The following is a 24982-nucleotide window of genomic DNA, read 5'->3' as shown; positions in this document are numbered from 1 at the left end:
AATGGCGTTGCACGGATTCCTTTCCGGCTACCGGGGCTATGCGAATACGCAAGCCCTGGGTAATGCCTTAAAGGACCTTCAGGAGGAAGGTCTGGACCAGCTGCCGTTGCCCGGCAGCGGCCAGACGCTGGAGCGTTACAGCGGGCTGGCGCAAGTCGCCGGCCACGACCTGCGCTTGTGCAAGCTGTTTGAAGGCCACACCGATGCACTGGCGATCATTGCCGAACTCGACAGCCCGCTGCCGCCGTTGGGCAGCACCTGGGGGATGTGGGCCGCCGAACCGCCGAGCGCCAAGGTGCGCGTGCGGCGCGACGGCCAAAGGCTGATCGTCGACGGGCGTAAAGCCTGGTGCTCGGGGGCATCCGTTGTCTCGCACGGGTTGTTGACTGCGTGGGATGAAGACGATCGCCAGCAACTGGTGGCCGTGCTGATGGACCAGCCCGGCGTCAGGGTGACGGACGACGGCTGGGACGCGGTGGGCATGGCGGCCACCGGCAGTGTCGAGGTCGTCTTTCATGAGGCCCGAGGGCTTGCGGTGGGCGGGCCAGGCGACTACCTGGCCCGCCCAGGCTTCTGGCACGGCGGCATCGGCATCGCGGCGTGCTGGTATGGCGGGGCGCAGCGCCTGGCCGAAGTGCTGCGCGAGCAGTGCGGCAAGCATCCCGAACCCCATGCCATGGCCCACCTCGGCGCGGTGGACAGCGCCTTGAACAGTGCGGCGTGCGTGCTGCGCGCCAGTGCAATGCAGGTCGACCGGGCCCCGACCGCCGACGCCCGGCTCCTGGCCCAGCAGGTGCGCGCGTGCGTGGAGGAAACCGTCGAGCAGGTGATCCATCATGTCGGCCGTGCCGTAGGCGCGGGGCCTTATTGCAAGGACCCGCACTTCGCCCAATTGATGGCCGACTTGCCGGTGTACGTACGTCAAAGTCATGCCGAGCGGGACCTGGCAGCCCTGGGCGAACAAGTCGCCGGCGAACCGTCCGGGAGGTGGCAGTTATGAAACCCAACCCGATTGTCGGCCAGGGCACGTCATTGCATTACTGGCAGACGTCGTCGCGCCTGGCTGAACTGCCCCATGTCAGCGTTGAGCAACTGGTGCCCGAGGGGCGGCGCGCGGTCATTGTTGCGCCGCATCCGGACGACGAAGTGCTGGGTTCCGGCGGTCTGCTGCAAGGCCTGGCTGCGCTGGGCCGGCCCATTCAGCTGATTTCGGTGACCGACGGCAGCGCCAGTCATCCGGGGTCCAAACGCTGGCCGGTGCAGCGCCTGAGCGTAGTACGCCCCCAGGAATCGGCCCAGGCGCTGCACCGCCTGGGGGTGCCGCTGCACAGTTTGAAGTGGCTGCGTGCCGGGTTCACCGACAGCAAAGTCGCCGAGCGCGAAGAAGAACTGGCGGTGTTCATCCAGCGCTATCTCAAGCCCAACGATGTGGTGTTTGCCACATGGCGCGACGACGGGCATTGCGACCACGAGGCTGTCGGCCGCGCCAGTGCGAAAGCCACCCAGGCGGTCGGCGCCACCTTGTACGAACTGCCCGTGTGGACCTGGCACTGGGCGACCGCAGAAGATGGCATGGTGCCTTGGGAGCGTGCGCGAAAGATCCCGTTGACGCCTGAAAAAGTGGCGCGCAAACGCCACGCCATCCACGCCTTCGCCAGCCAGCTGGAGGGCGATCCGCAAGTCGGCCTGCCGCCCGTATTGGCGCCCTATGTGGTGGAGCGTTTGCTGCAACCTTTTGAAGTGGTGTTCGTTTGAGTGTGACAACCCCCTATTTCGACCAGATGTTCGCCGGCAACGACGACCCCTGGGCGTTTCGTCAACGCTGGTACGAACGACGCAAACGCGCGTTGACCCTGGCAGTCCTGACCCGCGCCCATTACGCCTCGATTTTCGAACCCGGCTGCGCCAATGGCGAGTTGAGCGCCGAGCTGGCAACGCGCTGTGATCGCTTGCTGTGCTGCGACACGGCGAGCGCTGCGGTAGCGCTGGCGAGCAAGCGACTGGCAGGGTTTTCCAACGTGCAGATAGAGCAACGCTGGTTGCCTGAACAATGGCCGGCGGGGCAATTCGAGCTGATCGTGTTGAGTGAGTTCTGTTACTACCTGGACCCCGCTGATCTCGAGCGCCTGGCTGACCGCTGCCTCGCCGCCTTGACGCAGGACGGCCAACTGCTGGCCTGCCATTGGCGACCGCGCATCGAGGGGTGTCCGCAAACCGCCGAACAAGTGCACGCGCTGCTCGAGCGACGACTGGGTCTGCACGCGGTAGTACGGCACCACGAAGAGGATTTCCTGCTCGACCTGTGGGGCCGTGACGACGCCTCGGTGGCAAGCCTCGAGGGCCTGCGATGATCGGCATCCTGATTCCGGTGCATAACGAAGAGGCGCTGTTGGGCGACTGTCTGGACGCGGCCTCAATCGCCGCCAATCATCCCGGGTTGCAGGGTGAAGCGGTGCAAATCCTGGTCGTGCTCGACAGTTGCAGCGATGGCAGTGCGGCGATTGCCCGCGCCCACGGGGTGCACAGCCTGCCGGTGCAGGCGCGTAATGTCGGGCATGCCCGCGGTGCCGGCGCACGCCATCTGCTGGACCTGGGCGCGCGCTGGATTGCCTGTACCGACGCCGACAGCCGCGTCGCCCCGGACTGGCTGGTGGCGCAACTGGCGCTGGGCTGCGACGCGGTATGCGGCACCGTGACGGTGGACGCCTGGAGCGAGGGCTTCGACGCTGCTGCGCAGATCCGCTATCACCAGGCCTACGAAGCCCGCGACGGGCATCGGCATATCCACGGCGCCAATCTGGGCGTCAGCGCCAGCGCCTATTTACAGGCCGGTGGCTTTGAACCGCTGGCCTGTCATGAGGATGTGCAACTGGTGCGCAACCTGGAGCGCTGTGGCGCTTCGATCGCCTGGAGCCATTCCCCGCAAGTGATCACCAGCGCACGCCTGGATTGTCGCGCCCAGGGTGGTTTCGGTGACTACTTGAAGGGCCTGCTGCACGTTTCGTAAAAATACGACGTTGCCTTTATTTTTCCTTGTCTATGCTTAGAACGTCTCGCACAGCGCTCCAGGATCGGAGCGCCGCGCACTCACCGCAGCGGAGCCTGAGGTGAGCACCAGAGCGTCAACCGACAAGGATGTGACACCCCATGAAAACTGCCTCGCTAAGCGAGGGCCGTCGCGGTCCCGCGCAAATCTGGAACAGCGCGCCACAGTTGGCGCAGATGCCCGTTATCACGTTGACCGGCCTCGTACCGCCCAGTGCCCGTGTGGTGGTGATCGCGCCCCACCCGGGCGATGAAGTGCTCATCTGCGGGGGCTTGCTGCAAATGCTCAGCACCCGCCAACACCCGTTGAAACTGATTTCCATCACCGATGGCAGCGCCAGCCACCCCGGCTCCCGGGTCTGGTCGGCCGGCCGCTTGAGTGTGATTCGTCCTCAGGAAAGCGCCGAGGCGCTGCGCCGCCTGGGCATGCCGTTGCACAGCCTGAAATGGATCCGTGGCGGGTTCTGCGACAACGCCCTGGCCAACCACGAACACCTGATGAGCCAGTTCATCGCCCGTTACCTGATGCCAGGTGATGTGGTGTTCACCACTTGGCGCCATGACGGCAACGATGATCACGAAGCCGTCGGTCGCGCCAGCGCCACTGCATGCAATCAGGTGGGCGCGCAACTGTATGAGCTGCCGATGTGGGCCTGGCACTGGCCCGTGCGCGAGGGCTCGCTGATGCCGTGGCAGCGTGCGCGCCGGTTGTGTCTGGACACCTGGAGCGTGGCGCACAAGCTCCACGCCGTGCATGCCTACGCCAGCCAGCTTACGGGCGACCCCACAATCGGGCTGGCGCCGATGCTCGCCCAGGTATTGCTGGAGCGCATGCGTGAGCCTTACGAAATCGTATTCATCTAGACAGAGGCGGCAAAACGCCACCCCTCCGCGCGTGAAAAATTCGTTAACTGATTCATCTTGTAGGCTTTTTCCCACAGACCTGATCTGCCACACTGATGCGAATAATTATCAACAGATTTATTATTCGCCACGGACGGCATCCCGGGAGAGCTATGTTCATGTCTGTGCAACACCACGGCGGCAAAGTGTTTTCACCCAGCTTGATAGCAATGGCTATCTGTCTGACCACTTCCCATGCGGCCTTTGCCGCCGACGCTGGCACACCGCCAGCCACCATAGAATTGGGTGCCACAGAGGTTTCCGGCCAGCAGCTTGGCGAAACCACCGAGGGGTCTGAGTCGTACACCACAGGTTCCATGAGCACCGCCACCAAGCTGCCGCTGACCCTGCGCGAAACCCCGCAGGCCGTGACCGTGATTACGCGTCAGCGCATGGATGACCAGGCCATGACCAGCATCAACGATGTGGTCAATGCTACGCCGGGATTGTTTCTCAACTACTCCAACGGCCCCGGCCGGCAGGCCTACACTGCGCGCGGTTTCAACGTCGACAACCTTATGTATGACGGCATTCCAAGTGGCTATAACGGTGTCAATGTAGGGGCTCAACCGAACCTGGCGATGTTTGATCGCGTCGAGGTAGTACGCGGCGCTACCGGCCTGGTAACCGGCGCCGGCAACCCATCGGCGGCCATCAACCTGATTCGCAAGCGGCCCCTGGACGAGCAGAAAGTCACCTTGACCGGCGCTGCCGGCAGCTGGGACGACTACCGTGGCGAGCTCGACGCCTCCAGCCCCCTCAATGACAGCGGCACCTGGCGTGGCCGGGTGGTCACCTCCTACCGCGATGCCAACAGTTTCATCGACAAGGCCGAACAGGATCACGGTCTGTTCTATGCCGTGACCGAAGCCGACCTGAGCGAGGACACGCGCCTGACCCTCGGCTACTCCAACCAGAAAGACAAGACCAACTACTTCTGGGGCTCGTCGATGATCGGCCTGGATGGGCATCACCTGGACCTGTCGCGTTCCTACAACCCCGGCACCGACTGGGAAAACAAGGACCAGGAGATCAACACCGTATTCGTCGAACTGCGCCAGCAACTGGCCAACGACTGGAAACTGCAGGTCAACGCCAATTACGCCGAACAGAACGCGCTGTTCTCCGGTTCCTACCAGTCGCGCTGGGTCGAAAATACCTTGGCCCGCACGGTTTACCAGGCCGCCTTCGATGAAAACCAGGCGGGGCTCGACGCCTTTGCCAGCGGCCCGTTCCAGGCCTTCGGGCGCACCCATGAGCTGGTGGTGGGCGCCAGCAAACGCATCTACGACATGACCACCCACAATTACAGCCCGTACGACATGAATTGGCCGATCAATGCCGGCAAACCGAACTTTACCCGCACCAACAACCAGCGCGACGTCACCACCCAGGACGGTGTCTATGTGACCACCCGCCTGAGCCTGGCCGACCCGCTCAAGCTGATTCTCGGCGGACGCCTGGACTGGTACGACTATGACAACCGCGATGGCGACGGCGACTATAAGGTCACCCGCAATCTCACCCGCTACGCAGGCCTGATCTACGAGCTGGACGACCAGCACTCGGCGTATGCCAGCTACAGCGACATCTTCACGCCGCAAAAGGAAAAAAGCACCGGCGCCACCCCGCTTAAGCCCATCGTTGGCAAAAACTATGAAGTGGGCATCAAGGGCGAATACCTGGGCGGCGCGCTGAATGCCAGCGTGGCGCTGTTTCGTGTCGACCAGGAAAACCGCGCCGTACAGATCGTTGTACCGGACTGCCCGCAGGCGGCCTGCTATCAGGCCTCGGGCGAGATTCGCAGCCAGGGTATCGACTTCGAACTGCAGGGCGCCCTGACCGAGAACTGGCAGGTCGGCGGTGGCTACACCTACGCGCGCACCCACACGATCAAGGACGACGCCAACCCGCAGAAGGTCAACAAGCAGTTCGACACCGACACCCCGGAACACCTGTTCAAGGTCACCACCCGCTACAACTTCCAGGGCCCGCTGGAAAAACTTCGCGTGGGCGGCAATGTGTCCTGGCAGAGCCGCATGTACAACGACATCCAGCTGGCGGACGGCAGCACCTATCGGCTCAAGCAAGGCGGCTACGCCGTCACCGACCTGATGGCCGGCTATCGCGTCAACCAGCACCTGGATCTGCAGCTCAACGCCAACAATATCTTTGACCGGCACTACTACCAGTCCATCTCCGAAAGCGTCAGCTATGGCGGCGACGCCTACGGCAGCCCGCGCAATATGATGCTGACGGCCAAGTACAGCTTCTGATCGTCATTGCGATCACGGCTGCCTGCCCGGGCAGCCGTTCTTAAAGTCTCCCTGCGGCGTGCCGATAACCGATTGCCGTATCTTGTCGCCGCACCCACCTGGCTCTTGACCCGCCATGCGCGTGGCACGCCGCGTGCTTGATTCCTGGCCAAACCACATGGAGTAACCGTGAATGCCCCTCCGCACGCGCTTTCTGGAGCACTACCGCAAGGCCGACCGCATCATGCTGGCGCTGATCTGGCTGATGTTCCTGTTCTCCCTCGGGCTGGGTTTCTGGCATGACACTTTCACCCAGGCGGTGATCGTCGGTGGCGGCACCGGCGTGGTGCTGACCGCGCTGTATCGCGCCATCGGCGGCACTCGCGTGATGCGCTGCGCACTCGGTGCCGGCCTGATGGTGATGGCAGCCTTGCACATCAACCAGGCGCAGGGAGTCATCGAAGCGCACTTCGGTATCTTCGCGCTGCTCGCCGTGCTGACGTTCTACCGTGACTGGCTGCCGATCCTGGTGGCGGCGCTGACCATCGCCGTGCATCACCTGGTGTTCCACGCCCTGCAGCATCAAGGCTGGCCGGTGTTTGTGATGCAACATCACGGCGGCTGGACCATGATCTTCGTGCACGCCTTCTATGTGGTGATGGAAAGCGTCGCCCTGCTCTACCTCGCCGTGCACAGCCACGCCGAAGCGGTTGAAAGCCAGGAAATGCTGGAAAAAATGCTCGCCGTCACCTCGCAGTTCAGCGAAGAAACGGCCAAGGGTGAGGACAAGGAGCACGTGTCCCTGGCCAAGCGCTTCGACCACTTCCTGCAGCAGCTTACCCACCTGATCGACGGCGTCGCGCGCGACTCCCATGGCCTGGGCCAACTCGGCCAGGAACTGGCCACCGCCAGCGGCACCCTGGAAAAAGGCGCGCGGCATCAACTGGCGCAAATCAATGAAATGACCGGCTCGATGCAGCGCATGGAAGACGCCACCGGCCACATCACTGTGCACGTCGAACAGGCCGTGGAGCATGCGGGTCAGGCCAGCCAGCAGATTGAGCGCGGTCAGCAAAGCGTGGGGCGTGCCCAGCATGAAATCACGCAACTGGCCTCGCGCATCAATGGCACCGAATCGACCGTGCAATCGCTGGCCGTGCAGGCGGAGCAAATCGGTTCGGTGCTGGAGGTGATCAGCAGCATCGCCAACCAGACCAACCTGCTCGCCCTCAACGCCGCCATCGAAGCCGCCCGCGCCGGCGAGCAAGGCCGTGGCTTTGCGGTGGTCGCCGACGAGGTGCGCAGCCTGGCCCAGCGCACCGCCCTCTCCACCCAGGAAATCAGAACCATCATCGAAGGCCTGCAGCAAGGCAGTCGCCAGGCCGTCGAAGCCATGCACGATAGCCGCCAGGGGGTGGAGCGTTGCGTGGAAGACAGCCAGGTGGCTGTCGATATGCTGCGCGCCGTCGGCGAAGACATTGCACATATCGACCAACTCAATGGCCGCATCGTCACCACCACCCGCGAGCAGAGCTCGGCGAACCTGGAAATTGTCGAGCGCCTGCAATCGGTGCAGCACATCGCGCAAAACACCGCCGACGACGTGGAAACCCTGGCCCGCAGCAGCGAACGCCTGCCACCGATCGCCGTCCGCCTGGATGCGCTGGGGCGCAGGTTTCATCCCTGATTCAATCTCCCAGGAGCGGTCGAGCCGTAATGCCAGTCCGTTAAGAAAGAGCCCAGCACTGTGGCGAGGGAGCTTGCTCCCGCTGGACTGCGTAGCAGGCCCATTTTCCGGGACCGCTTCGCGGCCCAGCGGGAGCAAACTCCCTCGCCACGGGTTACAGGAGGCTTAAGCGGCAGTAGTCGTCACCGACTCGCCCACGAAGTCCTGATACCTGCGCAACGGGCGCCCGAGGATCGCCTCAAGCCGCGCCACAGCGCCCTGCGCTGCCTGCATGCCGAACGCCTGGATACCTTCCATCATCAGACGCATGTCATACGCCAGCCAGGCCGGACCGTAGGCAGCCAACTGTGTTTCAAACGCGGCAACGTCATCGCCGCCGTAGGCTATCTCACGGCCCAGGGCCGAACTCCAGAGTTTGGCCACATCGGCCCCCGTCAGCGCCTGCGGCCCAACCAGCTCCAGCGTCACGCGCTCCAGCGCAGTGGCTGCCCGATCGCGGCGCAGCAGCTCCGCAACGGCAATATCGGCAATGTCCCGCGTATCAATCATGGCGACACCGGCCGAGCCGATGGGCATCGGGTACACCGAATAGTCCTGGATCGTCTGCTGGACCATCCGGTCGTTTTGCATGAAGTACGCCGGGCGCAGCACCGTCGCCGGGATGTCGAGGCTGTCAATCATGCGCTCAACGCTGTACTTGCCGGTAAAGTGCGGGACCTGGGTGAAGGTGTCGGCATGGATCACGGATAGGTAAACGATCCGCTCGATGCCGGCCTCCCGCGCGAGGTTCAGCGCGATGAGCGCTTGCGTCACCTCGTCGGGCGTCACGGCATTGAGCAGAAACAGGGTACGCACCGAGGCCAGTGCGGCGCGCATGGACGCGACATCAGTGAGGTCGCCGACCACTTGGGTGACGCCGGCCGGGAATTCCCGTTTGCCTGGTTGGCGCACCAGGGCTTTGACCTGCGCGCCTTGCGCGGCAAGGCCCTGGGTGACGAGTGAACCGACGGTGCCGGTGGCGCCGATGACGAGAATGCTCATGGTTGAAACTCCTGCGGGTGGATCAATGGGTTTGGGTTCGAGTGCAAAGTAAACCGTTGCATAACGAAAACGAAGACCACAGAATCCAGACACCTCGTCTCAAAAACGGAACACCATGAACCTCAACGCGCTGATCGACTTCATCCAGGTCGCCACCCATGAAGGCTTGGGCAAAGCCAGCCGCGCGAGCGGTGTGTCCAAGGCCACCCTGTCGCGCCGAATCGCCGATCTGGAAGAACAACTGGGTGTGCGGCTGATTGAGCGCAGTGCGCGCGGGCTGAAACTAACCGAAGCCGGCGAGCTGCTGATGTCGCGCACCCAAGGCCCGCTGGGTGAAGTGACGGAAGCCATGACCGCCGTACGCGAGGGCGTTTCGACGCCACGCGGTCGCTTGCGCGTGGCGGCGCCGATACTGTTCTCCCAGCTGGCAATGGGCGCAATTGGCGCCCGCTTCTGTGCAGCCTATCCGGACGTCGTCATTGAGGTAGTGGCGGAAGACCGCCAGGTGGACTTGGTTGAAGAACACTTCGACGTCGCCATCCGCATCAACCCGAGCCCGGACAGCGACCTCGTCGGCAGATGCTTCGCCAAAGACCGCCTAGTGGTGGTGGCCGCACCCGACATACCCAGGCCGCAGCCCGGCGCGATCAGGCCCGTAGCCGGCATCGTCACGCCGGGATTCACGCCGACCCATTGGCATCTGGACGGCGGGCAATTGATTCTGGAACCGATCCCCAGACTGCAATTCTCTTCGTTACTGATGGTGCGCGATGCGGCCATCGCCGGCGGCGGTGTTGCCCTGATTCCTCTGTCCATCGCCGGCGCCCCGTTGGCCCGGGGCGAACTGGTGCAATGGGGCACGGTGGCCGGCGTCGAGCCGCAGCTCTGGGTGCTGCACACCTCAAGGCGCCTGGCGGCTCCCAAAGTGCGCGCTTTCGTCGACTTCATGTGCGTGCAATACCCGGATATGGCGCTGGTGCTGCGCGGCTGAGCACTTCAGCGCGTGGCGCATTCATGCGTTGCGCTACACGCCAGACGGCGCGCGGTGATCCGTCTGAAAAACCTGGGTCCAAATGTGAGAGGAGGCTTGCTCCCGATAGCGGTGGATCAGTGAAAGATTCATCAACTGACACACCCCCATCGGGGCATAGGTATCTACACAACTTTGGCGCGACACCGGATCTGTAGTGAGGGAGCTTGCTCCCGTGACGGCCGGACAGCCGACGCGTTTCTACCTGACGCTCCGAGGTCAAAATGTGGGAGGGGGCTTGCCCCCGATGGCGGCCTCAGGACTGACCAGAATGTTGGATCAGATCGAGTACATATCCGTTTCTGCGGTAACGGCTGCTATAGGTTCCGCTTTTACAGCGGCTCACTTTTGAAAAGCGCAAAAGTAAGCAAAACGCTCTTGCCCCACCACTCGGCACCTCGCTTGGGCTCGGTGTGCCCGAACGCAGGCTTGAATCCGTGGGCCGCCGCAATGGGCCATCCATGGCCCAGTGCGGCTAACCCGGCGTCCTGCCGGGTTACCCACGAATTCAAGCCTGCGTTCGGCCAGCGTGGTTTAACGGGGCGCCTAAGATCAAGATCAAAAGCCAGATCAAGAGCGACTCGCTGCGCATCGTGGTTAGCGTGCCAGCGTTGGCCGCTACAGAGTTGTGTAGATACCTATGCCCATCGGGAGCAAGCCCCCTCCCACATTTGGACCGAGGCGTATCAATTGGATACCCGTCGGCTGCCAAGCGGCCACAGGGCAACGACGGCCCTGCACATCATCGCCTTCCAGCCGTGCACGACGAAACTCTTGAACCATCCTCCGGTCGATGCTTTCAAGAGGCCGACAGTGCCTCTGTTGCCTTGTGTGTGTGTGAGTGAATGCCTGCGGAGACGGCCATGAAAGAAGCCATAAACGATTTGCCCGGCCCTATAAAACGACAGGCTGACAGAATTCTGCGCGAGATCGAACTGGCGGGGTCGATGATTCTTGCCGTCAAAGGCGGTGCCAAAGCCCAGGGGTTCGTGCTGGGAATAACTTGCTGTGAAGGGCTCACGTCGGAGCACTGCGAGGCGTTGGCCAGTCATTTTGACAGCGTGGTGGAACAACGGCTGCGGTCGCTGACATTGGGGCTGTAATGTCCAATGTCTGCCTGTCGCAGGCCGGGCTTTAAAAGCGACGAACAACCTCCTACACTGCCGGGAATTTCCTACACCTGCGCAGCTTCGCTTTTCTGCCCGCCTCCCTTCAGGATTACAGACATGCGCCTGCCCGACTTCATTCTGGAAAACCTCGAGCCCATTCTGCAGGCCTGGGAAGATTTCGCCAGAACCATCGACACGCCGGGCGAGGAACTCGACAGCGTCGCGCTGCGCGACCATGCCGAGCAGATGCTGCTGGCCATCGTCAGCGATCTGCGCACCAAGCAGACCCGGCGCGAGCAAATCGCCAAGGCCCAGGGCCAGGCCCCGGCGGATGAACAGGAAACCGCGGCGGAAACCCATGCAATGACGCGGCTGATGGCCGGGTTCACCATCGACCAGATGGTCTCGGAATACCGCGCGCTGCGCACCAGTGTGGTCAGCCAGTGGATGCGCCAGGTCAAGGACGGCACACCGATCAACGTCGACGACATGACCCGCTTCCACGAAGCCATTGACCAGGCCCTGGCCGAGTCCATCGCCAGCTATTCACGGGCGGTCGAGGCCTCGCGCAACATGTTCCTGGGCATCCTCGGCCACGACTTGCGCACCCCACTCGGCGCAATCCTGCTGGGTGCCGATGTGCTGCGCCGCTCCCAGGACGCAGGCGCCCGGGCGACCAAGATCGCCAATCAGGTCTACACCAGCGTGCGCCGCGCGAGCCAGATCGTCGGCGACCTGCTCGACCTGACCCGCTGCCAGATGGGGCCGGGCATTCCGGTCAAAACCGCCGATATCAACCTTTCACCGCTGTGTCAGCGTGTGGTGGAAGAAATCCGCGCGTTTCATCCCGAGGCCATCGTGATGTTCGACGCGAACACAAGCGTTTCAGGCAAGTTTGACGGCGGGCGGATGGAGCAGGTGTTTTCGAACATCATCAGCAACGCGGTGCAGCATGGGGACACCACGCGACCTATCCAGGTCGAGCTGGGTACACAGGAAAAGTTCGCAGTATTCACCGTGCACAACAGCGGCGAAGCGATACCCGAGGACGTGCTCCCGTTCATCTTCAACCCCATGGGCCGTTTCTCCCAGCGTACCGCAGTCAACCACGGCCCCACCGAAGGCCTGGGCCTGGGCCTGTTCATCGCCTCGGAAATCGTCGCCTCCCATGGGGGATCGATTGAGGTCAGCTCCGACACGGAACAGGGCACGGTGTTTCAGGTGCGAGTGCCGCTTGATAGGCAAGCGCCTGGGGTTGCCTGAAGTCGGCTATCCCTGACCCTGGCAGAGACACTTTGCGGCGAGCAGGAGCATTAAGTCATAATGCGCCCGCCTGACTGCAACGAGGAGTGGTGACTGTACTCAAGGGCAGCAGGGCTCAATATCTTAAAAGGATTTAAGTATGAAAATAGAGCCGCCCTTCCCGCGTCGCTTCTATGCGTCTCCAATACCCAATTTCGAAAAATTTGATCCCTGCCGTGGGATTGAAGGGTATTGCGCAGCGATCCGAAAATTTCTCATGCCTGACTCAACACCCAACAGCTTCAGCTTTGCGGAGTTTGAAATCGTATCGCGCACTTACTGCAAAGGCTCGATCTTTTCAAGAGTTCGAAGACTAAGCGATAAAAAGCTTGACCAGCTATTATCGACCCCTCTGAAGGTCGATGACTTCTTCCCCCCAACCTCCAACGCTGGACACGTCCGTGCCGGCCGTTTCAACGCCGAGGGCGAACGCAAACTTTATTTGGCCGACCATCCGTTTGTTGCATTAAAAGAATGTGGTATCAAGCCTGGCGACTATTTTCTATTCAGTTATTTCACGCTCAACAAAGACACACACTTCACGTATGCAGCCAACGACGGTTCCAGATTTTCACAAGTGCTAAGTTCTTTATTTGCCACTCAAGACGAAAGATTTTATGAGGTCATCAGGCGGGTCTACAACGATTATTGCAACTATAAAGCGCATCACGGAATCGCTTATGACTCTGTAAAAGTACAGCGTAACCAACAGGACGCCACATGGGGGACAATTGACTCTGTCACGAATTTCGCAATGACCGAGGACGAATTTCCCGCGGCGCGCCTGCACGCCGGCTGGCTTGCTCGCTGCGATGAACATTACCGCCCATGCTACGAGCAGATGCTTTTGCCCATTGCCAGGAAGAAAAGACAACTTCACTGCGTGCCCTACTTTGGTAACGAGTCGATATTTTTGTCAGCGCACCAAAAGGTAATGAAAAAAATCCAGCAGATCAGAAAAAAAACCGAATCCCTCATCCAGCGAGAAGATTACGAGGACATCAACACCGCCCCATTCAAGTTACTACCGCAACAGGGATATATCTGAGTCCTCGGCGCTCACGCCGTCCCAACACCTGACCACATTGGCGCTTGAATACCCTCTACCGGAGAAATAAATGCAATTTGCCGTAGCACTGATCGAATATCTTATATCTGGCGTGGTCGCATCAGCCTGGCTGACCGCAATACTCCATCATTACTATCCGCTGTCATTCGACAAGATAAATAATTACAAAGAGGTTTTTATCGTCATCTACCTGCCCATCACTTACATTTTGGGCATTTATATCGACACCACGTCCTCCTATCTCATAAGAAGAAGCGGAGAAATATTCAGCCTACTGGGTGAAAAGCTGAATATCGCCGAAAGCGTTCGAAATAAGCTCGCATCAATATATTTTGCTATTGCCGGAACGCCGAAGAAAGACTCCTATGAACGAAGCGCTGCAATTCTAGCGCGTTCGGTTCCGGATGCCGTCAGGACAATGGAGGCCTATGTCAGCAGGGATAGAATCGCTCGAGGAGCCGCCCTCAATGCTTTTGCAGGAGCCCTCACCGCATTTTTTTATGCGCCCCCCGAGTACCAAACGCTCATAACGGTCGTCTGCTCCATTGCCTGCGTGTATTCGATCATTATGCATAAGCGATTACGCCGCCTTTCATCACGATTCAAAAAGGTCGCGCTGTCGAACCTGGAGAAGATCAAGCCGACTGAACCGGACGAAGTCACAAGCTAGACAAATCCCTTGGATTACCCGCGCCTATAAAACGCCGTCGGTCTGCAACCGTTCAAGCACGTCATCGCACGCCGCTGCCCATGCCTGTGTTGCACCCTTATCTCGCAACACCTCAAGCCCGGCGGCCGTAAAGGTGCCCGGCGTAGCGATGGCATTGCCCAGGGTCGCCATACTGACCAGGGGCTGATGTCCGGCGCTGGAAAGGCAGTCCTGCATGTTGCCCATTACCAATTGGCGAGCTTGCTCTGCGGTCAGACCTTTGTCGGTAAACCACTGCTGAAGATCGTTGAGAAAGAAATAGAACCAGCCATTCATGCATGCCGCTACGGTTGCCAACTCGAAGGCTTGTTCCTGTTCCAGCACGATCAGTGAACCAAGGGTACCCAACAACGCCTCGTGGACGGCTCCCGCCGGCGTGACCACCACGGTGGAGCGGTTGATCTGGGCGGCATAGGACAGCATCGCCCGCACCGGCTGCGCCTGTGGGAAGTAGCGTGCCAGGTCGCTAAGTGCCATGCCGGCTACCAAGGACACCAGAGGCTGCCCCGGATTGAGCCATACATCCCTGGAGAGCTCTTCGACTGCATCGGGGCGCACACCGAGGAATAACAGGTCGGCCCCATCGACAACCCCTTGGTTGTCGACCATGACCTCACAAGCCCAATCCTTGCCCAACTGCTCGGCGCGCGCCTGATTGCGGGGCGACAACAGCACCCGCCCGGTAAAACCGCCACGCCGCAGACCGATCACCACTTTTTCAGTCAGTTCGCCAACGCCCAAGACTCCAATGCTCAGCAAGGTGTTTCCTCCGTTCGAAGCCAGTGGTTCAAATCAATGGCTATCACTTTGTTTTCAAATTAACTCATAGGCAGCAAGCCACATGCACGCATCCGTCATGCTTTAGTCAATCCGGTTATCGGCACCCCATACCTCACCTCCATCAGTGTGACACCACCCCTCTCAAGCGTGCGCTCCGTTCCGGCTTCCTCAACACATCCTGCCTTGCGATAAAATCGGATAGCCCTTTCATTACCGGTCAGTACCCACAGCGTTAAACGCTCGAACCCTCGCTCCATCAAATCCTGCACGCCCGCGCGCCACAAGGCCAGCCCGACGCCCGTTTGCCAATACCGGGCTAGAACATAGAGGGCCATGACCTCACCGGTATCTGCCCCAGCTGCGTCATCATCACGGCTGGCTCCGACTGATATCCAACCGACAACCTGCTGGTCGAGTTTCGCGACCCATGTGTTCGATTCGCCCGATGCAATCAAGCGGCTCCAGTGCGCTTCTCGTTGAGCCAGTGTTGCATTGAGCGCATTCAAGTAACGGGCAGGCATCAGATCGCGATAGGCTTCTTGCCAACTGCTGACATGCACCTGAGCGATAGCCCCTGCGTCGGTGGGTAAAGCTCTGCGGATCATGAAATTGCTCCATCTTCAGACACTGAATGCTGTCGCCTGACTATGCACGCGGGCCTATGACGAAATTAAGTTTCATCCTAGGTAATCCGGCCGCAGGAGGGCGTCCACTTTCGAAGCTCGAATTGCCCCACCGCCCCAATAGCCCTTATTCTCGACACTCCCGCCCGAGCCAACCCGGAGCCGCCATGGACCTCGCCACCCTCGCCCTCTTCCTGCCCGCCTGCTTCGCCCTGAACATGGCACCCGGCCCCAACAACCTGCTGTCGGTGAGCAACGCCACCCGTTACGGCTACCGCACCTCCTGCCTCGCCGGTCTCGGCCGCTTGCTGGCCTTCGCCGGCATGATCGCCCTCGCCTCCGCCGGGCTGGCGGTGGTGCTGCAAACGTCGGAGTTGTTGTTCTACGGGATCAAGCTGCTCGGCGCGGCGTATCTGTTTTACCTGGCCTATCAGCTGTGGCGTGCAGACCCGCAGGCAGAAGCGGAAATTGCCGCCAGCAAGGTGGGCTTATGGGCATTGGCGCGGCAGGAGTTTCTGGTGGCGGCGGGCAACCCCAAAGCCATCCTGATCTTCACCGCCTTCCTGCCGCAGTTCGTGGTGCAAGGCCAACCCATCACCGCGCAATTTGCGCTGCTGGGCGCGATGTTCCTGGCTTTGGAATGGATCGCCATCAGCGCCTACGCCTATATGGGCCTGCACATGCGCCGCTGGTTTGCCGAGCCGAGAGGCAAGCGCATCTTCAATCGTTGCTGCGCGGGGCTGTTGTCGGCGGCGGCGACGGTTTTGTTGACGGCGCGCCGGGCGTAAATCAGCGCCTGTCTGTGGAAACAGTGCAGGCGCCCGACAACGCTTCAGTTGGCCTCACTCCTTGGTCAAATCAACCAACGGCGTCTGCCGCACCTCAGTCTCGCGCCCAGCCTGAATCTCACTGACCTGCTTCAAGGCCCCGTCCACAGCCGCTTTATCCGCCAGCAAGCTGTAGCTGATGCGGAACTGCCTGTGTTCCTTGGCTCCGATGGTGGGCACCAGGTTCAGTGGCCGCTGATAACGGCGGTTGTAGGAAAAGCTTGTCCCCGGCTCCAGCCCCGTGACATAGCCCTGGCCTTGGGTATCGGTGTTCTTCCACAGGGAAAACACCGGCAGCGTCTGCGTATTGAAACCGACCGACACGCCCAGGCTGCCGGCCTTGTTATGCAGCACGGTCAAGGTATCGCCCTTGGCATCGGCATAGGGCACCACGTTGTACACGGTTTCGTCGTAGTCCTTGGTGGGTGCGCGGTAGGTCTGCCAGTCGGCCAATTCGCCCTTGGCCTTGTCGTTGAACGGCGACACCTGCTTCACCGGTGCGACGAACCGCGCGCCCTGCTCCAGGAACGGGGTGCTGAAGTTACTGTGATACAGCGCCTGGTATTCCTTCGGATAGTCGCCGTTATTGGTCAGGGTATCGTTGAGGGCGAACACAACGCTGCCGGGCTCGGTGACCAGTTCGGTCGCCACGGAGAAATCGACCTTCTTGAACGCCTGCTCTTTCAGCTCACCGCGCAGGGTGATAGCGTACGGCGGTTTTTCATCGATGTGCAGGGTGACTTTGTTCGCAGGAATATTCGCGGCCCGGCCATGCAGGGTCAGCAGCTCGCCGTTGTCGATGCCGGGGTGACCGACCCACTCGTAGCCGCAACGGGTGACCAGCTCGTTGAAACCCTCCAACCAACCCAGCCCACCGCGACCATTGAGCTCGATAAAGGAAGGATTGACCACCTCCTTGACCGGTGAATCCCATCCCATGCGCACATCGCCGACCGAAGCCTGCAACACGTTCATACCGCGAGTCGGCACCACCGAGAGCTTCATCGTGCCGTTATCGATGTCGACAATACTCACCCCCTCCTGCCGACCACCGTGCAAGGTACGCAGGGTCACGCTGAAGGGTTTGTCGGTTTGCACGCCCAGTTGCTGGCTGGTGACCTGCCAGTTCTGCGCGGCTTTGTCGGTGTCGAGGAGGACGTAATCCCAGGCCATGGCGTGGGAGGCGGCAGAGAGTGCGCTGAGGGCGACAACGAGTTTGAGTGGAGTCATGGCGGTAGCCTTTTTTGGAGTTGTGGACGTTTTATAAACTCGATGAAACGTTTCAGCAAGCTTAAAAGGCGGTATTACGTGGGCAATTGCCATAAAGGGGTTGGGGAAAATTGAAAAAACGAGTCGGTGCCATCGTTCGTCTTGAAGAAGAAAACGTGCTGTTGCGTCAGCGTCTTTTCGGGCGCAAGTCATAGCGGACTGCTGATCCTCAAAACCCCGTAACTCTTGCTGAATTTGATTGCTCGAAAGCTATCGTGACTACCTGATGACCGATGATTACGCTGGTTACAACGCCTTGGGTGCGCAAACCGGTGTCGCTTAGTCAAACGCGCTGTCCATTTTGATGGCCAGGTAGGGCTTAAGATGAGTTTTTTAAAGAACGAGCGGAGCAACGATCATGGAATACGACGATAAACTGATTGAAGAAGCCATGCTTGCCCTGTTGGTAACCTTCAGTTTTGATAACGGCAATGCTTGGAAAGGGTTCGACTTCGAGACCATGAGCCGACTGCATGAACACGGTTTCATCAGCAATCCGGTGAACAAGAACAAATCGATTTGGTTGACGGCTGAAGGGCTGGAGCGTGGTCGACAGATAGCCGACCGATTGTTTGGGGTAAGCACTCAAGTGGAGCATGGATCCGACTCGGATACCTGACTTCAAGTACAAACGGGGTCAGGCCAGCACTATATAGAGTGTGGTCCGACCCTGGCTTTCTGATTAATAGTGGTCTGACCCCTATAGTGCACCGCAGAGCAGCGCCTGAAGGCAAAATCCGATTCCCTCGCCGCGGCTTGCTCCATTGCCTACGCGTGCGTCAGAATCCGCCGGCTTGTGTGCTGGGGTGGCCGTCTCTAAGGTGGCTCGGTCGCTGAATTGTTCAGTGATTCGGGTTTAGTAGCCTGAGCTTGGGTATCTATTAGTGCATGAGTTTCATCAGTCAGACAGTGCGTCTGTGCTTGATGGTGGCTGTGCGTAGGGCGTCTTCGGGCGCGCCGGCTTTAGATATCCACCGGTCTACTAACCTGCGTACAGCCGCCCCCCACTGTTTAGTAGCGGAAAGGTGGTGGCATCACTCAGGATGTCTACTCATGTCAAAAGCAGATTCAAGTGCCCTCTTCAACGTTGCCCCCAACGCCAGCAACGACACCCTCATCACCAACAGCTACGAAACCTTCACCAGCGTCAGCACCCTGCTGCTCGACCTGTCCGAAGACCTCAACGGCAAACACCGCGACATCGCCCTCGCCATCCACCAACTGAGCGAACTGGGCGTACTCCTCACCGCCAGACTCCTAGACCGCGAAGCGCCCTGCCCTGGCTGATGATTAACCCTTCGACTCAACTCGCCGCGTCGTCGTAAGCCACGTACAACGACTCGGCGATTTGTTTTTTGATCACCTTGGTGGACTCCAGCCCCAGCACAAAACCCTCTGCGATGACGAAAGCGGCGACTGCTTTCGGCCAAAAGTAGCCAGTCGACGGCGTCTAGGAAATTAGGAGCGACTCAATACATCCTGCAGAGCTTTCAAACAAATTTGCTGCACGCGAAAAGTTAAATGAGTATTTTGAGCTGGCCATACGAGGTGTTGATGCTTTCATGCGAGACATCTAACTACTGAATGCAGCCGACTCGCTAAAGCGGCTGGCTGATTTCTTGCGTCGTGGGAGCCTGGTAAATGTTTACATATTCAGACCGTGACTTTATGTCGAAAAGCATGAAGGTAGTTGTTGAGTCAATTGAGTCAAAGCTGAGTGAGCCATTCTTTTCGGAGTTCAAGGAGGTCGCGATAGCCGCAATATCAAGATCCATAGAAGCAATTAAGGCATTTGAGGCGTCAGGGTTGCACCGAGACCTTTCGTGCTTCAGAGGCAATCAGGCCGAAGATTTGATAAATGCGCTTTTCTGCGAGATCACTGACGAGATAGTAAATAGCGAAGCGTTTCAGGTGCTCGACGCCTTGCGACATTCATTTGTGTGTTATGCATACAATGGCCTGCATCAACTTTATACGCGTCAAGAAAATGAGTGTTGGCACCCCCAAATAGTGCTCACAGAAGTGCTTGAGCCAAACGATATTGACTCATTGCCTCGGGTTTTGACCCTATATCGAGGCTGCGATAGAAGCGAGCTTGAAAACCGCTCCTTCGGGCAAGCGTGGTCTACATCGTTAGAGTCCGCCCAAAAATTTGCGTATGCTCATTATTTAGGCCAGGACTGGTTTGATGAAAATAACAGGATCGTATTGGAAACGAGATACCGAAAAGACTATGTTTTATTTTCGGATCAATCAATAGAGTATGAAGTGGTAGTTGATGCCAACAAATTGGATGGTGTACGTAAACACGCTTAATAATTCGCTGTAGATGCGACGCCCTGAGCTCAGACGTCAACTTCAACTTCAACTTTGGCTGATAGCGGTTATACCTCCTAACCGACCGACTGCCCTTCATGGTCTCGACTCAAACCGCTCCGCTAGACGTCACGACTCTAAGCCGACCCACTACATAATTGATTACCAGAGTGCTGCTAGAAGTTTCGCCTGCTTTCCTCCCCCACGTTTTGTGTCGTCAAGTCGATGCAGGCGACTTCAATTTTTCACTCTTTGCCGAAAAGGGCTCTTGCCAATTTTTGCATGCGTCCCTTGTTCCCATGCTGCTCGGACAGGTTAGTGTAGATATTTGGGAGGCGTTCCTTAAGCTTGGTTACCTGGGAAGCGTACGTGTCTTTATGTTCATTAGAAATTTTCCACTCAGCGAATTGAGACGCTCTTGAATCTATAAAACTCGCTGCGGATCTTGTGCCCTCAGGATCATTGTTCATCTGCAGTAGTATCTGAAGAAGGCGTTCCTCCTCTTCAGGTGTTCTAGGGGTGATGCTCGGCAACAGCTCGCCGTATTCGCCCAGAATAAAGATAGAGGCCTCTACAGAGACTTTGAGATCGTATACAGACGGTCGAAGCATGGTGCCAGTAATGGCGCGGGTGTCTTTTTCAAAGAGGTTGAGCAGTAGCTTTGAATTCTGAATGATCGTGGAGGACGGTTTGGCGAACGTGGCTTGTTTGACTGCAGCTATAAGCCAGACGGACATAGCTTGGTGAGCCGAAGTCTCACCCGCAAAATCGATTTTGTGGTCGATCATGTATCTCAACGCAGTTCGCTCATTGGTGCTGGCAGCTTCAATGAGGTTCGTCCATCCAGAAGCATCAATACCTATCCCAAAGCTTCGATCAAGTATGGTGGCTCGCAACTCCAGCAACTTGGCGTTGGATCCCTCAAGGGCGTGTCTCAAGAACAGCGTGTCGATATCTGGGAGCGCGGGTACTTTCTCGGATGCCAAGTTGAACGAGGTGAACCAATCAAGAAATTCATTATCCGTTAGGTCGTAGCCACTCAGCCTATCCGCAAGGGTCGAATACGACTCATAGACGTGGTCAGAGGCAACGTTTCCGATGGCTCCGACCTTAATCAGCCTAGACAGAATCGGTGCCACTAGGTGTGAAGACTCATCTTCAATTGTCAGTTTGAAGAGGTTTTCAGAGATGATCGCTGCCCGAACCAACGCGTCCAGATAATCCTGTTCGGCTTCAAAGGCCTCCTTGATGCCTGGAATCTCGCTTAGTGGTACCCCCGTGTTCAGCCTCATGTACATGACTGCAATTGAGACTTTGATGCGGTTGGATTTCACGTTAGGTAGATGCACCAGAATCAGCTGTGGTATCGCGCTGGAAAGCTTTCCGAACAGGGCTGCTGCGAACCAGACTCTATGTTCAGTAGGGTTCAAATCAATTGCCGTCGTAACTGCCGCAGTGGGCTCAACACCTAAGAAATAAGGCCTAGGGATAGTGCTCAGTCTTTTTTGGCCAAAATAGGCTGTGAAACATGGCAGCCAATCGCTTTCATTGAGTGGAACTCGATTCAGCTTTGCATGCTCAGTGGCTGCCAGTTGCAGCACTGCGTCCCTCAAGCCATTGTCGTTGAGGCTGATTTTACTCGTATCAATCTTTTTGAGATCTGGATCGGGCATCACCATATGGAACAACAGTTCAGCGCCACCCATGGTCAAGGGTTCAAAGGGGGCGTTCACAGAATCCAGGTAGCTGTCGTACCTGGAAATGGTCTCTGTGTAGCCTTCAACAGACTCAGGATCATAGGCCTCTTCTGCCATTTCTTCGAACGCGGTTTTGGCAGTCGCCAGTGTTTTCTCGAAGATGTCTCTGCGTAGGCCTAACCCAATCAGTCCTTTGATGGATTCAAAGTAACCGGGTTCTGTGCTTACCGTATTCAACTGATCCCCATTCCCGAATTTCGCACTCACGTGCGGCAGCAGGTCATCAATGCTGCATCCTTCCATTTGAGACGCTTGATGGAGGGTTTTCAGAAGACTGACCGGGGAAACGGGTGTCTCCAAGCGGCGAACAAAAGAGTCCTTGAACCCAAAGTAAGGGACGAGTGCGGCGAGCCTTTTACCGTCTTGGGAGTCGATAGCATCTTCAAGTGGCTGGTCGATCAGCTCAGCGATGGCGATATCCGAAGATGTCTGGAAATGGATCTGTAGGATCTGGATGGGCCAGCCTGTTTTCATGTCCTCTCCCAGAAGTGCCTTCAGGGAACGTTTGGTTTTATCGATGTTCAGCGCCACGGCTTGGGCGGTTTCATCTTCAGCCTCTGTGGCGCTCTTAGCGCTCTCACCGACCGTCGGAGCATCTGGGTCTTTCAGCATCTCCTCGATGGCCACGCCATTATATTTACAGATTGCCAGGTAGGCAGCGATGCAGACTACGCTTGGTCTATCTGCAGTGACCAGCAGTGTGGTCGCGATGTCGTTGATGAATCTTTTCTGTAGGCGAGGAGTCACCAACCCGCCAGCCATGGGGCTATGACGCTGGAGAATCACGCTGCACGCATCAGCATCCAACAGGTTGGATGCACCAAAACTCTCACTCCAAAGTTTCCTGAATGCATCTTTCCAGCCGGATGTGATGATCGGCGGGGTACGGAACACCACAGGGAATTTTTTGGCGATGAAGTCCTTCGAGTCGTAGCTCTGCTCGTTGTCACCATTGAGATATTTGGATACCTTTGTGGAGCAGAATGGCACTATGACACTGAGATTTTCCTCGCCTGTGACGGACGTGAAAATTTCTAGATCGCTCCATACTGCTCGTAAGACATCCCGTGGGAGCCTGTCCAAGTTATCGATCACAATGATGATGTGGTAATCCTTCACTGCATGTAGCTGCTTCCGGAGGGCCTGCTTCAAATCGAGAGGGCTTACCTCTTTGCTGACTTCGATAGTTTCGGTGATTCGATCATCGGAGCTGCCTTTGAGCAGACTGGCCAAGTTCCAGCGTTTCTTAGGATCCTCTTCTCTTCGGCTAGCCAGATACGCGAACAGAAGAATAATGCCAGGCGCTGTGCACGCCAGCAGGTAAAGAGCATGGAGCCCTAGGGCGAGAGAATCGCTGCCATGAAGGCGAATTAGATAGTCACGAATAAAGGTCGGCGTAAGTACACCACTTGCGATCAGTAGCACTGCCCAGATACTGATATGACTGCGGGTGTCCTTCGTGTAGCTGTAGTGCCGACCTAAGGCGATGTCGCGGCTGGTTTCGACCTCCGCGATTTGCTTTTCTCGACCCAATGTCTTGAGCAGTTCTGTCACTTGCTCGGTCAGTTGTTGGATAAAATTGCTTTTGATTGAGCCTTGATAATTCTGCTCGCAGTCAAAGAGCCACAGCTTCGTCTTCGACTTCTCCGTAACGATCTTCTTTTCGAGCATCTGAAGGATCGAGCTCTTCCCTGAACCGAATTCACCGTCCAATCCAATCACCCGGTGATTGGTTTTAGGCTTTAGATAATCATGCATCGCTTGAGCCACGCGGTCGTGACTCTCGCCCTTGAAAACATCGACATCGGACGGGCTTTCATTTTGGAAATTTAGGTTGTTCATCAGTCCCTTGCACCTCGGCCGGCCAGTACCGCATGGCCAATGGCCTCCAGCATACGACTTTGACGGCAATTTGCACCAGAGTGGTTAGATGCGTCGCGCTAGGAATGCACGGTAATCGTGCTGAATCTGGAGAGAGTTGGCAGCAGGTCTTCTGCATAGCTTACAGGTATGTCCTTTGCTGTATTCAAGGTAAAGGGCAAAGCCTAAGGTTAGGCGATGATCGCTTTCGGCCAGAAGCGGTCCTTTAGAGTAGGAAAAATAAGTCTGCCCCGTAAGTCCGTGATCCGTCCCGAATCTTCTCGAGGACGGAAAAGGACGAAAAGTGTTTTCATCTATCATTGCAGGCGCTAGCCGCCCACAGGACTTATCATGCGCGTCCTAGAAAATGCTTTGCTTGTCTAAATTCAAATGGTTCGGAGGCAATCGTCGGCAGTGTTCAAGAAAATAAACGGATGGCTGTTGAGCTATCTCGCAATCGTGTTGCTGTTTAGTGGGGCGTACTACTCCATCTGGGGCGCCCGGCCAGACAGTTTTATCATTAACAGTGAACTGAACTTGGACCCACTGTCGGATATTCCGTTGCTGGCCTGGCAGGAAATGGATACTCACGCCACGACCGGTGCTCCTAACTTGGGTGAGATCAGTGCAAAGCTGGCAGGCATCAAAGCCGGAATCAACGAGCTCGACCTCAAGGTAAGGTCGTTGGACCAGCAAGTCGACTCTGGTCGCGCAGAGCTCGCCGAGGTCGGCAGGCGCAATCAAACTATCACCATGGCCAATGGCGAGCATTATCGGCTGGGCATTACCGCAGAGGCTAGCCGAAGTGTTGTTGATGCCGAGCGAGTCTTGAAGGCGTTCTCGGAGCGTGACTCGTCAGAGCGGGATTTTGGTGTCGCTGAAGCTAACCTGAGGGTGAAGCTTGCAGAGATGCGGGTCGTTCAGGCTGAACAAATGGCCGAGGCTTACCGATATTTCATCAGCAACATCGGGCAGTTTGGCGATCCCCAGCTTATGGCACAGATGGATCAACTGCATGACAAGACCCAAGCCCAGGCCCGTGAGCGTGAACAGGCTTGGGAGCTACTTAGTCAGAAGCGTACAGAACTCATCGACGTTGCCCAGACCTGGCGCAAACAACGCCTAGACGCCGTATCATGGTTGGATTTCCTCTTTTTCAGTATCGGTATTTCCACGACAACTACGTATGGTGATGTGGTCGGCAATTCAAGGTTGGTGCGTAGTCTGATCGCGATACAACTGTTGATCTGTGTGTTCGTGATGGCGGGCTTCGTGTCGTCGGTGGTATCCAGGTCTGGACGGCGGGATGGTGGCACGTCGCTTAGCCCCGCTCCGGACATCAGAGGGTCCTAGGGGGGGCTTTCGTCCTTCAAAAGAAAAGAACGCGCAATTTTTTCATT

22 protein-coding genes are annotated in these 24982 nt (G+C 58.0%); 17 read left to right on the top strand and 5 right to left on the bottom strand.

Going from position 1 to position 24982, the window contains the following annotated elements:
• Position 1: 1 nt before the first annotated feature.
• The 7 genes from MRY17_RS11755 (at position 2) to MRY17_RS11725 (ending at position 7890) form a co-directional block, all read left to right on the top strand.
• Positions 2-1000, top strand: a complete 999-nt coding sequence (locus MRY17_RS11755; protein WP_191953682.1) for an acyl-CoA dehydrogenase family protein — start codon at positions 2-4, stop codon at positions 998-1000.
• On the top strand, positions 997-1755 hold the full coding sequence (locus MRY17_RS11750) for a PIG-L deacetylase family protein (protein ID WP_181284334.1): 759 nt from the start codon (positions 997-999) through the stop codon (positions 1753-1755). Before MRY17_RS11755 ends, MRY17_RS11750 begins: the two co-directional genes overlap by 4 nt.
• A complete protein-coding gene (locus MRY17_RS11745; RefSeq protein WP_181284335.1) occupies positions 1752-2351 on the top strand; it encodes an SAM-dependent methyltransferase in 600 nt (199 codons plus the stop codon). Before MRY17_RS11750 ends, MRY17_RS11745 begins: the two co-directional genes overlap by 4 nt.
• The gene (locus MRY17_RS11740) at positions 2348-3007 is read left to right on the top strand and encodes a glycosyltransferase (RefSeq protein ID WP_181284336.1); all 660 of its coding nucleotides are present in this window, start codon (positions 2348-2350) and stop codon (positions 3005-3007) included. The genes MRY17_RS11745 and MRY17_RS11740 overlap by 4 nt, the downstream gene beginning before the upstream one ends.
• 140 nt (positions 3008-3147) lie before the next feature.
• Positions 3148-3909 (top strand): PIG-L deacetylase family protein, encoded by a 762-nt coding sequence (locus MRY17_RS11735; RefSeq protein ID WP_243353816.1) that lies wholly within the window; start codon positions 3148-3150, stop codon positions 3907-3909.
• 158 nt (positions 3910-4067) lie between these two features.
• Positions 4068-6224, top strand: a complete 2157-nt coding sequence (locus MRY17_RS11730) for a TonB-dependent siderophore receptor (RefSeq protein ID WP_243353815.1) — start codon at positions 4068-4070, stop codon at positions 6222-6224.
• A 172-nt stretch (positions 6225-6396) separates the two neighbouring features.
• Positions 6397-7890: a methyl-accepting chemotaxis protein gene (locus tag MRY17_RS11725; RefSeq protein WP_243353814.1), complete on the top strand. Its 1494-nt coding sequence runs from the start codon at positions 6397-6399 to the stop codon at positions 7888-7890.
• A 165-nt stretch (positions 7891-8055) separates the two neighbouring features.
• Here MRY17_RS11725 and MRY17_RS11720 read toward each other — a convergent pair whose 3' ends face one another.
• Positions 8056-8931, bottom strand: a complete 876-nt coding sequence (locus tag MRY17_RS11720) for an NmrA/HSCARG family protein (RefSeq protein WP_243353813.1) — start codon at positions 8929-8931, stop codon at positions 8056-8058.
• Positions 8932-9046: 115 nt separating this feature from the next.
• On the opposite strand from MRY17_RS11720, the gene MRY17_RS11715 reads away from it, so the two are divergent.
• From MRY17_RS11715 to MRY17_RS11695, 5 genes are all read left to right on the top strand, one after another.
• Entirely contained in the window at positions 9047-9922 is an 876-nt protein-coding gene (locus tag MRY17_RS11715; RefSeq protein ID WP_243353812.1) for a LysR family transcriptional regulator, read from the top strand.
• Between the two features lie 902 nt (positions 9923-10824).
• Positions 10825-11064, top strand: coding sequence for a hypothetical protein (locus MRY17_RS11710; protein ID WP_181285916.1), 240 nt, complete (start codon positions 10825-10827; stop codon positions 11062-11064).
• A gap of 123 nt (positions 11065-11187) precedes the next feature.
• Positions 11188-12333: a sensor histidine kinase gene (locus MRY17_RS11705; RefSeq protein WP_181285915.1), complete on the top strand. Its 1146-nt coding sequence runs from the start codon at positions 11188-11190 to the stop codon at positions 12331-12333.
• 139 nt (positions 12334-12472) lie between these two features.
• Entirely contained in the window at positions 12473-13420 is a 948-nt protein-coding gene (locus tag MRY17_RS11700; protein WP_191955451.1) for a hypothetical protein, read from the top strand.
• Between the two features lie 70 nt (positions 13421-13490).
• Positions 13491-14111, top strand: a complete 621-nt coding sequence (locus MRY17_RS11695; protein WP_057722265.1) for a hypothetical protein — start codon at positions 13491-13493, stop codon at positions 14109-14111.
• 24 nt (positions 14112-14135) lie between these two features.
• On the opposite strand, the gene MRY17_RS11690 is transcribed toward MRY17_RS11695, so the two are convergent.
• Both MRY17_RS11690 and MRY17_RS11685 read right to left on the bottom strand, forming a co-directional pair.
• Positions 14136-14909, bottom strand: coding sequence for a pyrroline-5-carboxylate reductase dimerization domain-containing protein (locus tag MRY17_RS11690; RefSeq protein ID WP_191953672.1), 774 nt, complete (start codon positions 14907-14909; stop codon positions 14136-14138).
• A gap of 95 nt (positions 14910-15004) precedes the next feature.
• A complete protein-coding gene (locus tag MRY17_RS11685; protein ID WP_191953671.1) occupies positions 15005-15535 on the bottom strand; it encodes a GNAT family N-acetyltransferase in 531 nt (176 codons plus the stop codon).
• 185 nt (positions 15536-15720) lie between these two features.
• Here MRY17_RS11685 and MRY17_RS11680 point away from each other — a divergent pair, with 185 nt between their 5' ends.
• Entirely contained in the window at positions 15721-16341 is a 621-nt protein-coding gene (locus MRY17_RS11680; protein ID WP_191955452.1) for a LysE family translocator, read from the top strand.
• 54 nt (positions 16342-16395) lie between these two features.
• Here the strand turns inward: MRY17_RS11680 and MRY17_RS11675 are convergent, their stop codons facing one another.
• Positions 16396-17610 carry an aldose 1-epimerase family protein gene (locus tag MRY17_RS11675; protein ID WP_181285910.1) on the bottom strand — a complete coding sequence of 405 codons (1215 nt, stop codon included), beginning with the start codon at positions 17608-17610 and terminating at the stop codon, positions 16396-16398.
• Between the two features lie 397 nt (positions 17611-18007).
• Between MRY17_RS11675 and MRY17_RS11670 the strand changes: the two genes are divergently transcribed.
• The 3 genes from MRY17_RS11670 (at position 18008) to MRY17_RS11660 (ending at position 19965) form a co-directional block, all read left to right on the top strand.
• Positions 18008-18268 (top strand): DUF6429 family protein, encoded by a 261-nt coding sequence (locus MRY17_RS11670; protein WP_243353811.1) that lies wholly within the window; start codon positions 18008-18010, stop codon positions 18266-18268.
• 434 nt (positions 18269-18702) lie between these two features.
• The gene (locus MRY17_RS11665) at positions 18703-18936 is read left to right on the top strand and encodes a DUF6124 family protein (protein ID WP_243353810.1); all 234 of its coding nucleotides are present in this window, start codon (positions 18703-18705) and stop codon (positions 18934-18936) included.
• Between the two features lie 354 nt (positions 18937-19290).
• A complete protein-coding gene (locus MRY17_RS11660) occupies positions 19291-19965 on the top strand; it encodes a hypothetical protein (protein ID WP_243353809.1) in 675 nt (224 codons plus the stop codon).
• Between the two features lie 245 nt (positions 19966-20210).
• On the opposite strand, the gene MRY17_RS11655 is transcribed toward MRY17_RS11660, so the two are convergent.
• The gene (locus tag MRY17_RS11655; protein WP_243353808.1) at positions 20211-23564 is read right to left on the bottom strand and encodes a P-loop NTPase fold protein; all 3354 of its coding nucleotides are present in this window, start codon (positions 23562-23564) and stop codon (positions 20211-20213) included.
• 459 nt (positions 23565-24023) lie between these two features.
• On the opposite strand from MRY17_RS11655, the gene MRY17_RS11650 reads away from it, so the two are divergent.
• Positions 24024-24935, top strand: coding sequence for an ion channel (locus tag MRY17_RS11650; RefSeq protein ID WP_243353807.1), 912 nt, complete (start codon positions 24024-24026; stop codon positions 24933-24935).
• The last annotated feature ends 47 nt before the right edge of the window (positions 24936-24982 follow it).

Origin of the sequence: Pseudomonas orientalis, from assembly GCF_022807995.1 — a bacterium.
Taxonomy (GTDB): Bacteria; Pseudomonadota; Gammaproteobacteria; order Pseudomonadales; family Pseudomonadaceae; genus Aquipseudomonas; species Aquipseudomonas orientalis_B.
Note: the sequence above shows the minus strand (reverse complement) of the source record. Positions and strands in the feature narration are given on the sequence as shown.

Bases quoted from the DNA above. Each gene is read 5' to 3' on its own strand.
- MRY17_RS11755 (WP_191953682.1), top strand. From the start codon at position 2: ATGGCGTTGCACGGATTCCTTTCCGGCTACCGGGGCTATGCGAATACG.
- MRY17_RS11750 (WP_181284334.1), top strand. From the start codon at position 997: ATGAAACCCAACCCGATTGTCGGCCAGGGCACGTCATTGCATTACTGG.
- MRY17_RS11740 (WP_181284336.1), top strand. From the start codon at position 2,348: ATGATCGGCATCCTGATTCCGGTGCATAACGAAGAGGCGCTGTTGGGC.
- MRY17_RS11735 (WP_243353816.1), top strand. From the start codon at position 3,148: ATGAAAACTGCCTCGCTAAGCGAGGGCCGTCGCGGTCCCGCGCAAATC.
- MRY17_RS11730 (WP_243353815.1), top strand. From the start codon at position 4,068: ATGTCTGTGCAACACCACGGCGGCAAAGTGTTTTCACCCAGCTTGATA.
- MRY17_RS11725 (WP_243353814.1), top strand. From the start codon at position 6,397: ATGCCCCTCCGCACGCGCTTTCTGGAGCACTACCGCAAGGCCGACCGC.
- MRY17_RS11720 (WP_243353813.1), bottom strand. From the start codon at position 8,931: ATGAGCATTCTCGTCATCGGCGCCACCGGCACCGTCGGTTCACTCGTC.
- MRY17_RS11715 (WP_243353812.1), top strand. From the start codon at position 9,047: ATGAACCTCAACGCGCTGATCGACTTCATCCAGGTCGCCACCCATGAA.
- MRY17_RS11710 (WP_181285916.1), top strand. From the start codon at position 10,825: ATGAAAGAAGCCATAAACGATTTGCCCGGCCCTATAAAACGACAGGCT.
- MRY17_RS11705 (WP_181285915.1), top strand. From the start codon at position 11,188: ATGCGCCTGCCCGACTTCATTCTGGAAAACCTCGAGCCCATTCTGCAG.
- MRY17_RS11700 (WP_191955451.1), top strand. From the start codon at position 12,473: ATGAAAATAGAGCCGCCCTTCCCGCGTCGCTTCTATGCGTCTCCAATA.
- MRY17_RS11695 (WP_057722265.1), top strand. From the start codon at position 13,491: ATGCAATTTGCCGTAGCACTGATCGAATATCTTATATCTGGCGTGGTC.
- MRY17_RS11685 (WP_191953671.1), bottom strand. From the start codon at position 15,535: ATGATCCGCAGAGCTTTACCCACCGACGCAGGGGCTATCGCTCAGGTG.
- MRY17_RS11680 (WP_191955452.1), top strand. From the start codon at position 15,721: ATGGACCTCGCCACCCTCGCCCTCTTCCTGCCCGCCTGCTTCGCCCTG.
- MRY17_RS11675 (WP_181285910.1), bottom strand. From the start codon at position 17,610: ATGACTCCACTCAAACTCGTTGTCGCCCTCAGCGCACTCTCTGCCGCC.
- MRY17_RS11670 (WP_243353811.1), top strand. From the start codon at position 18,008: ATGGAATACGACGATAAACTGATTGAAGAAGCCATGCTTGCCCTGTTG.
- MRY17_RS11665 (WP_243353810.1), top strand. From the start codon at position 18,703: ATGTCAAAAGCAGATTCAAGTGCCCTCTTCAACGTTGCCCCCAACGCC.
- MRY17_RS11660 (WP_243353809.1), top strand. From the start codon at position 19,291: ATGTTTACATATTCAGACCGTGACTTTATGTCGAAAAGCATGAAGGTA.
- MRY17_RS11655 (WP_243353808.1), bottom strand. From the start codon at position 23,564: ATGAACAACCTAAATTTCCAAAATGAAAGCCCGTCCGATGTCGATGTT.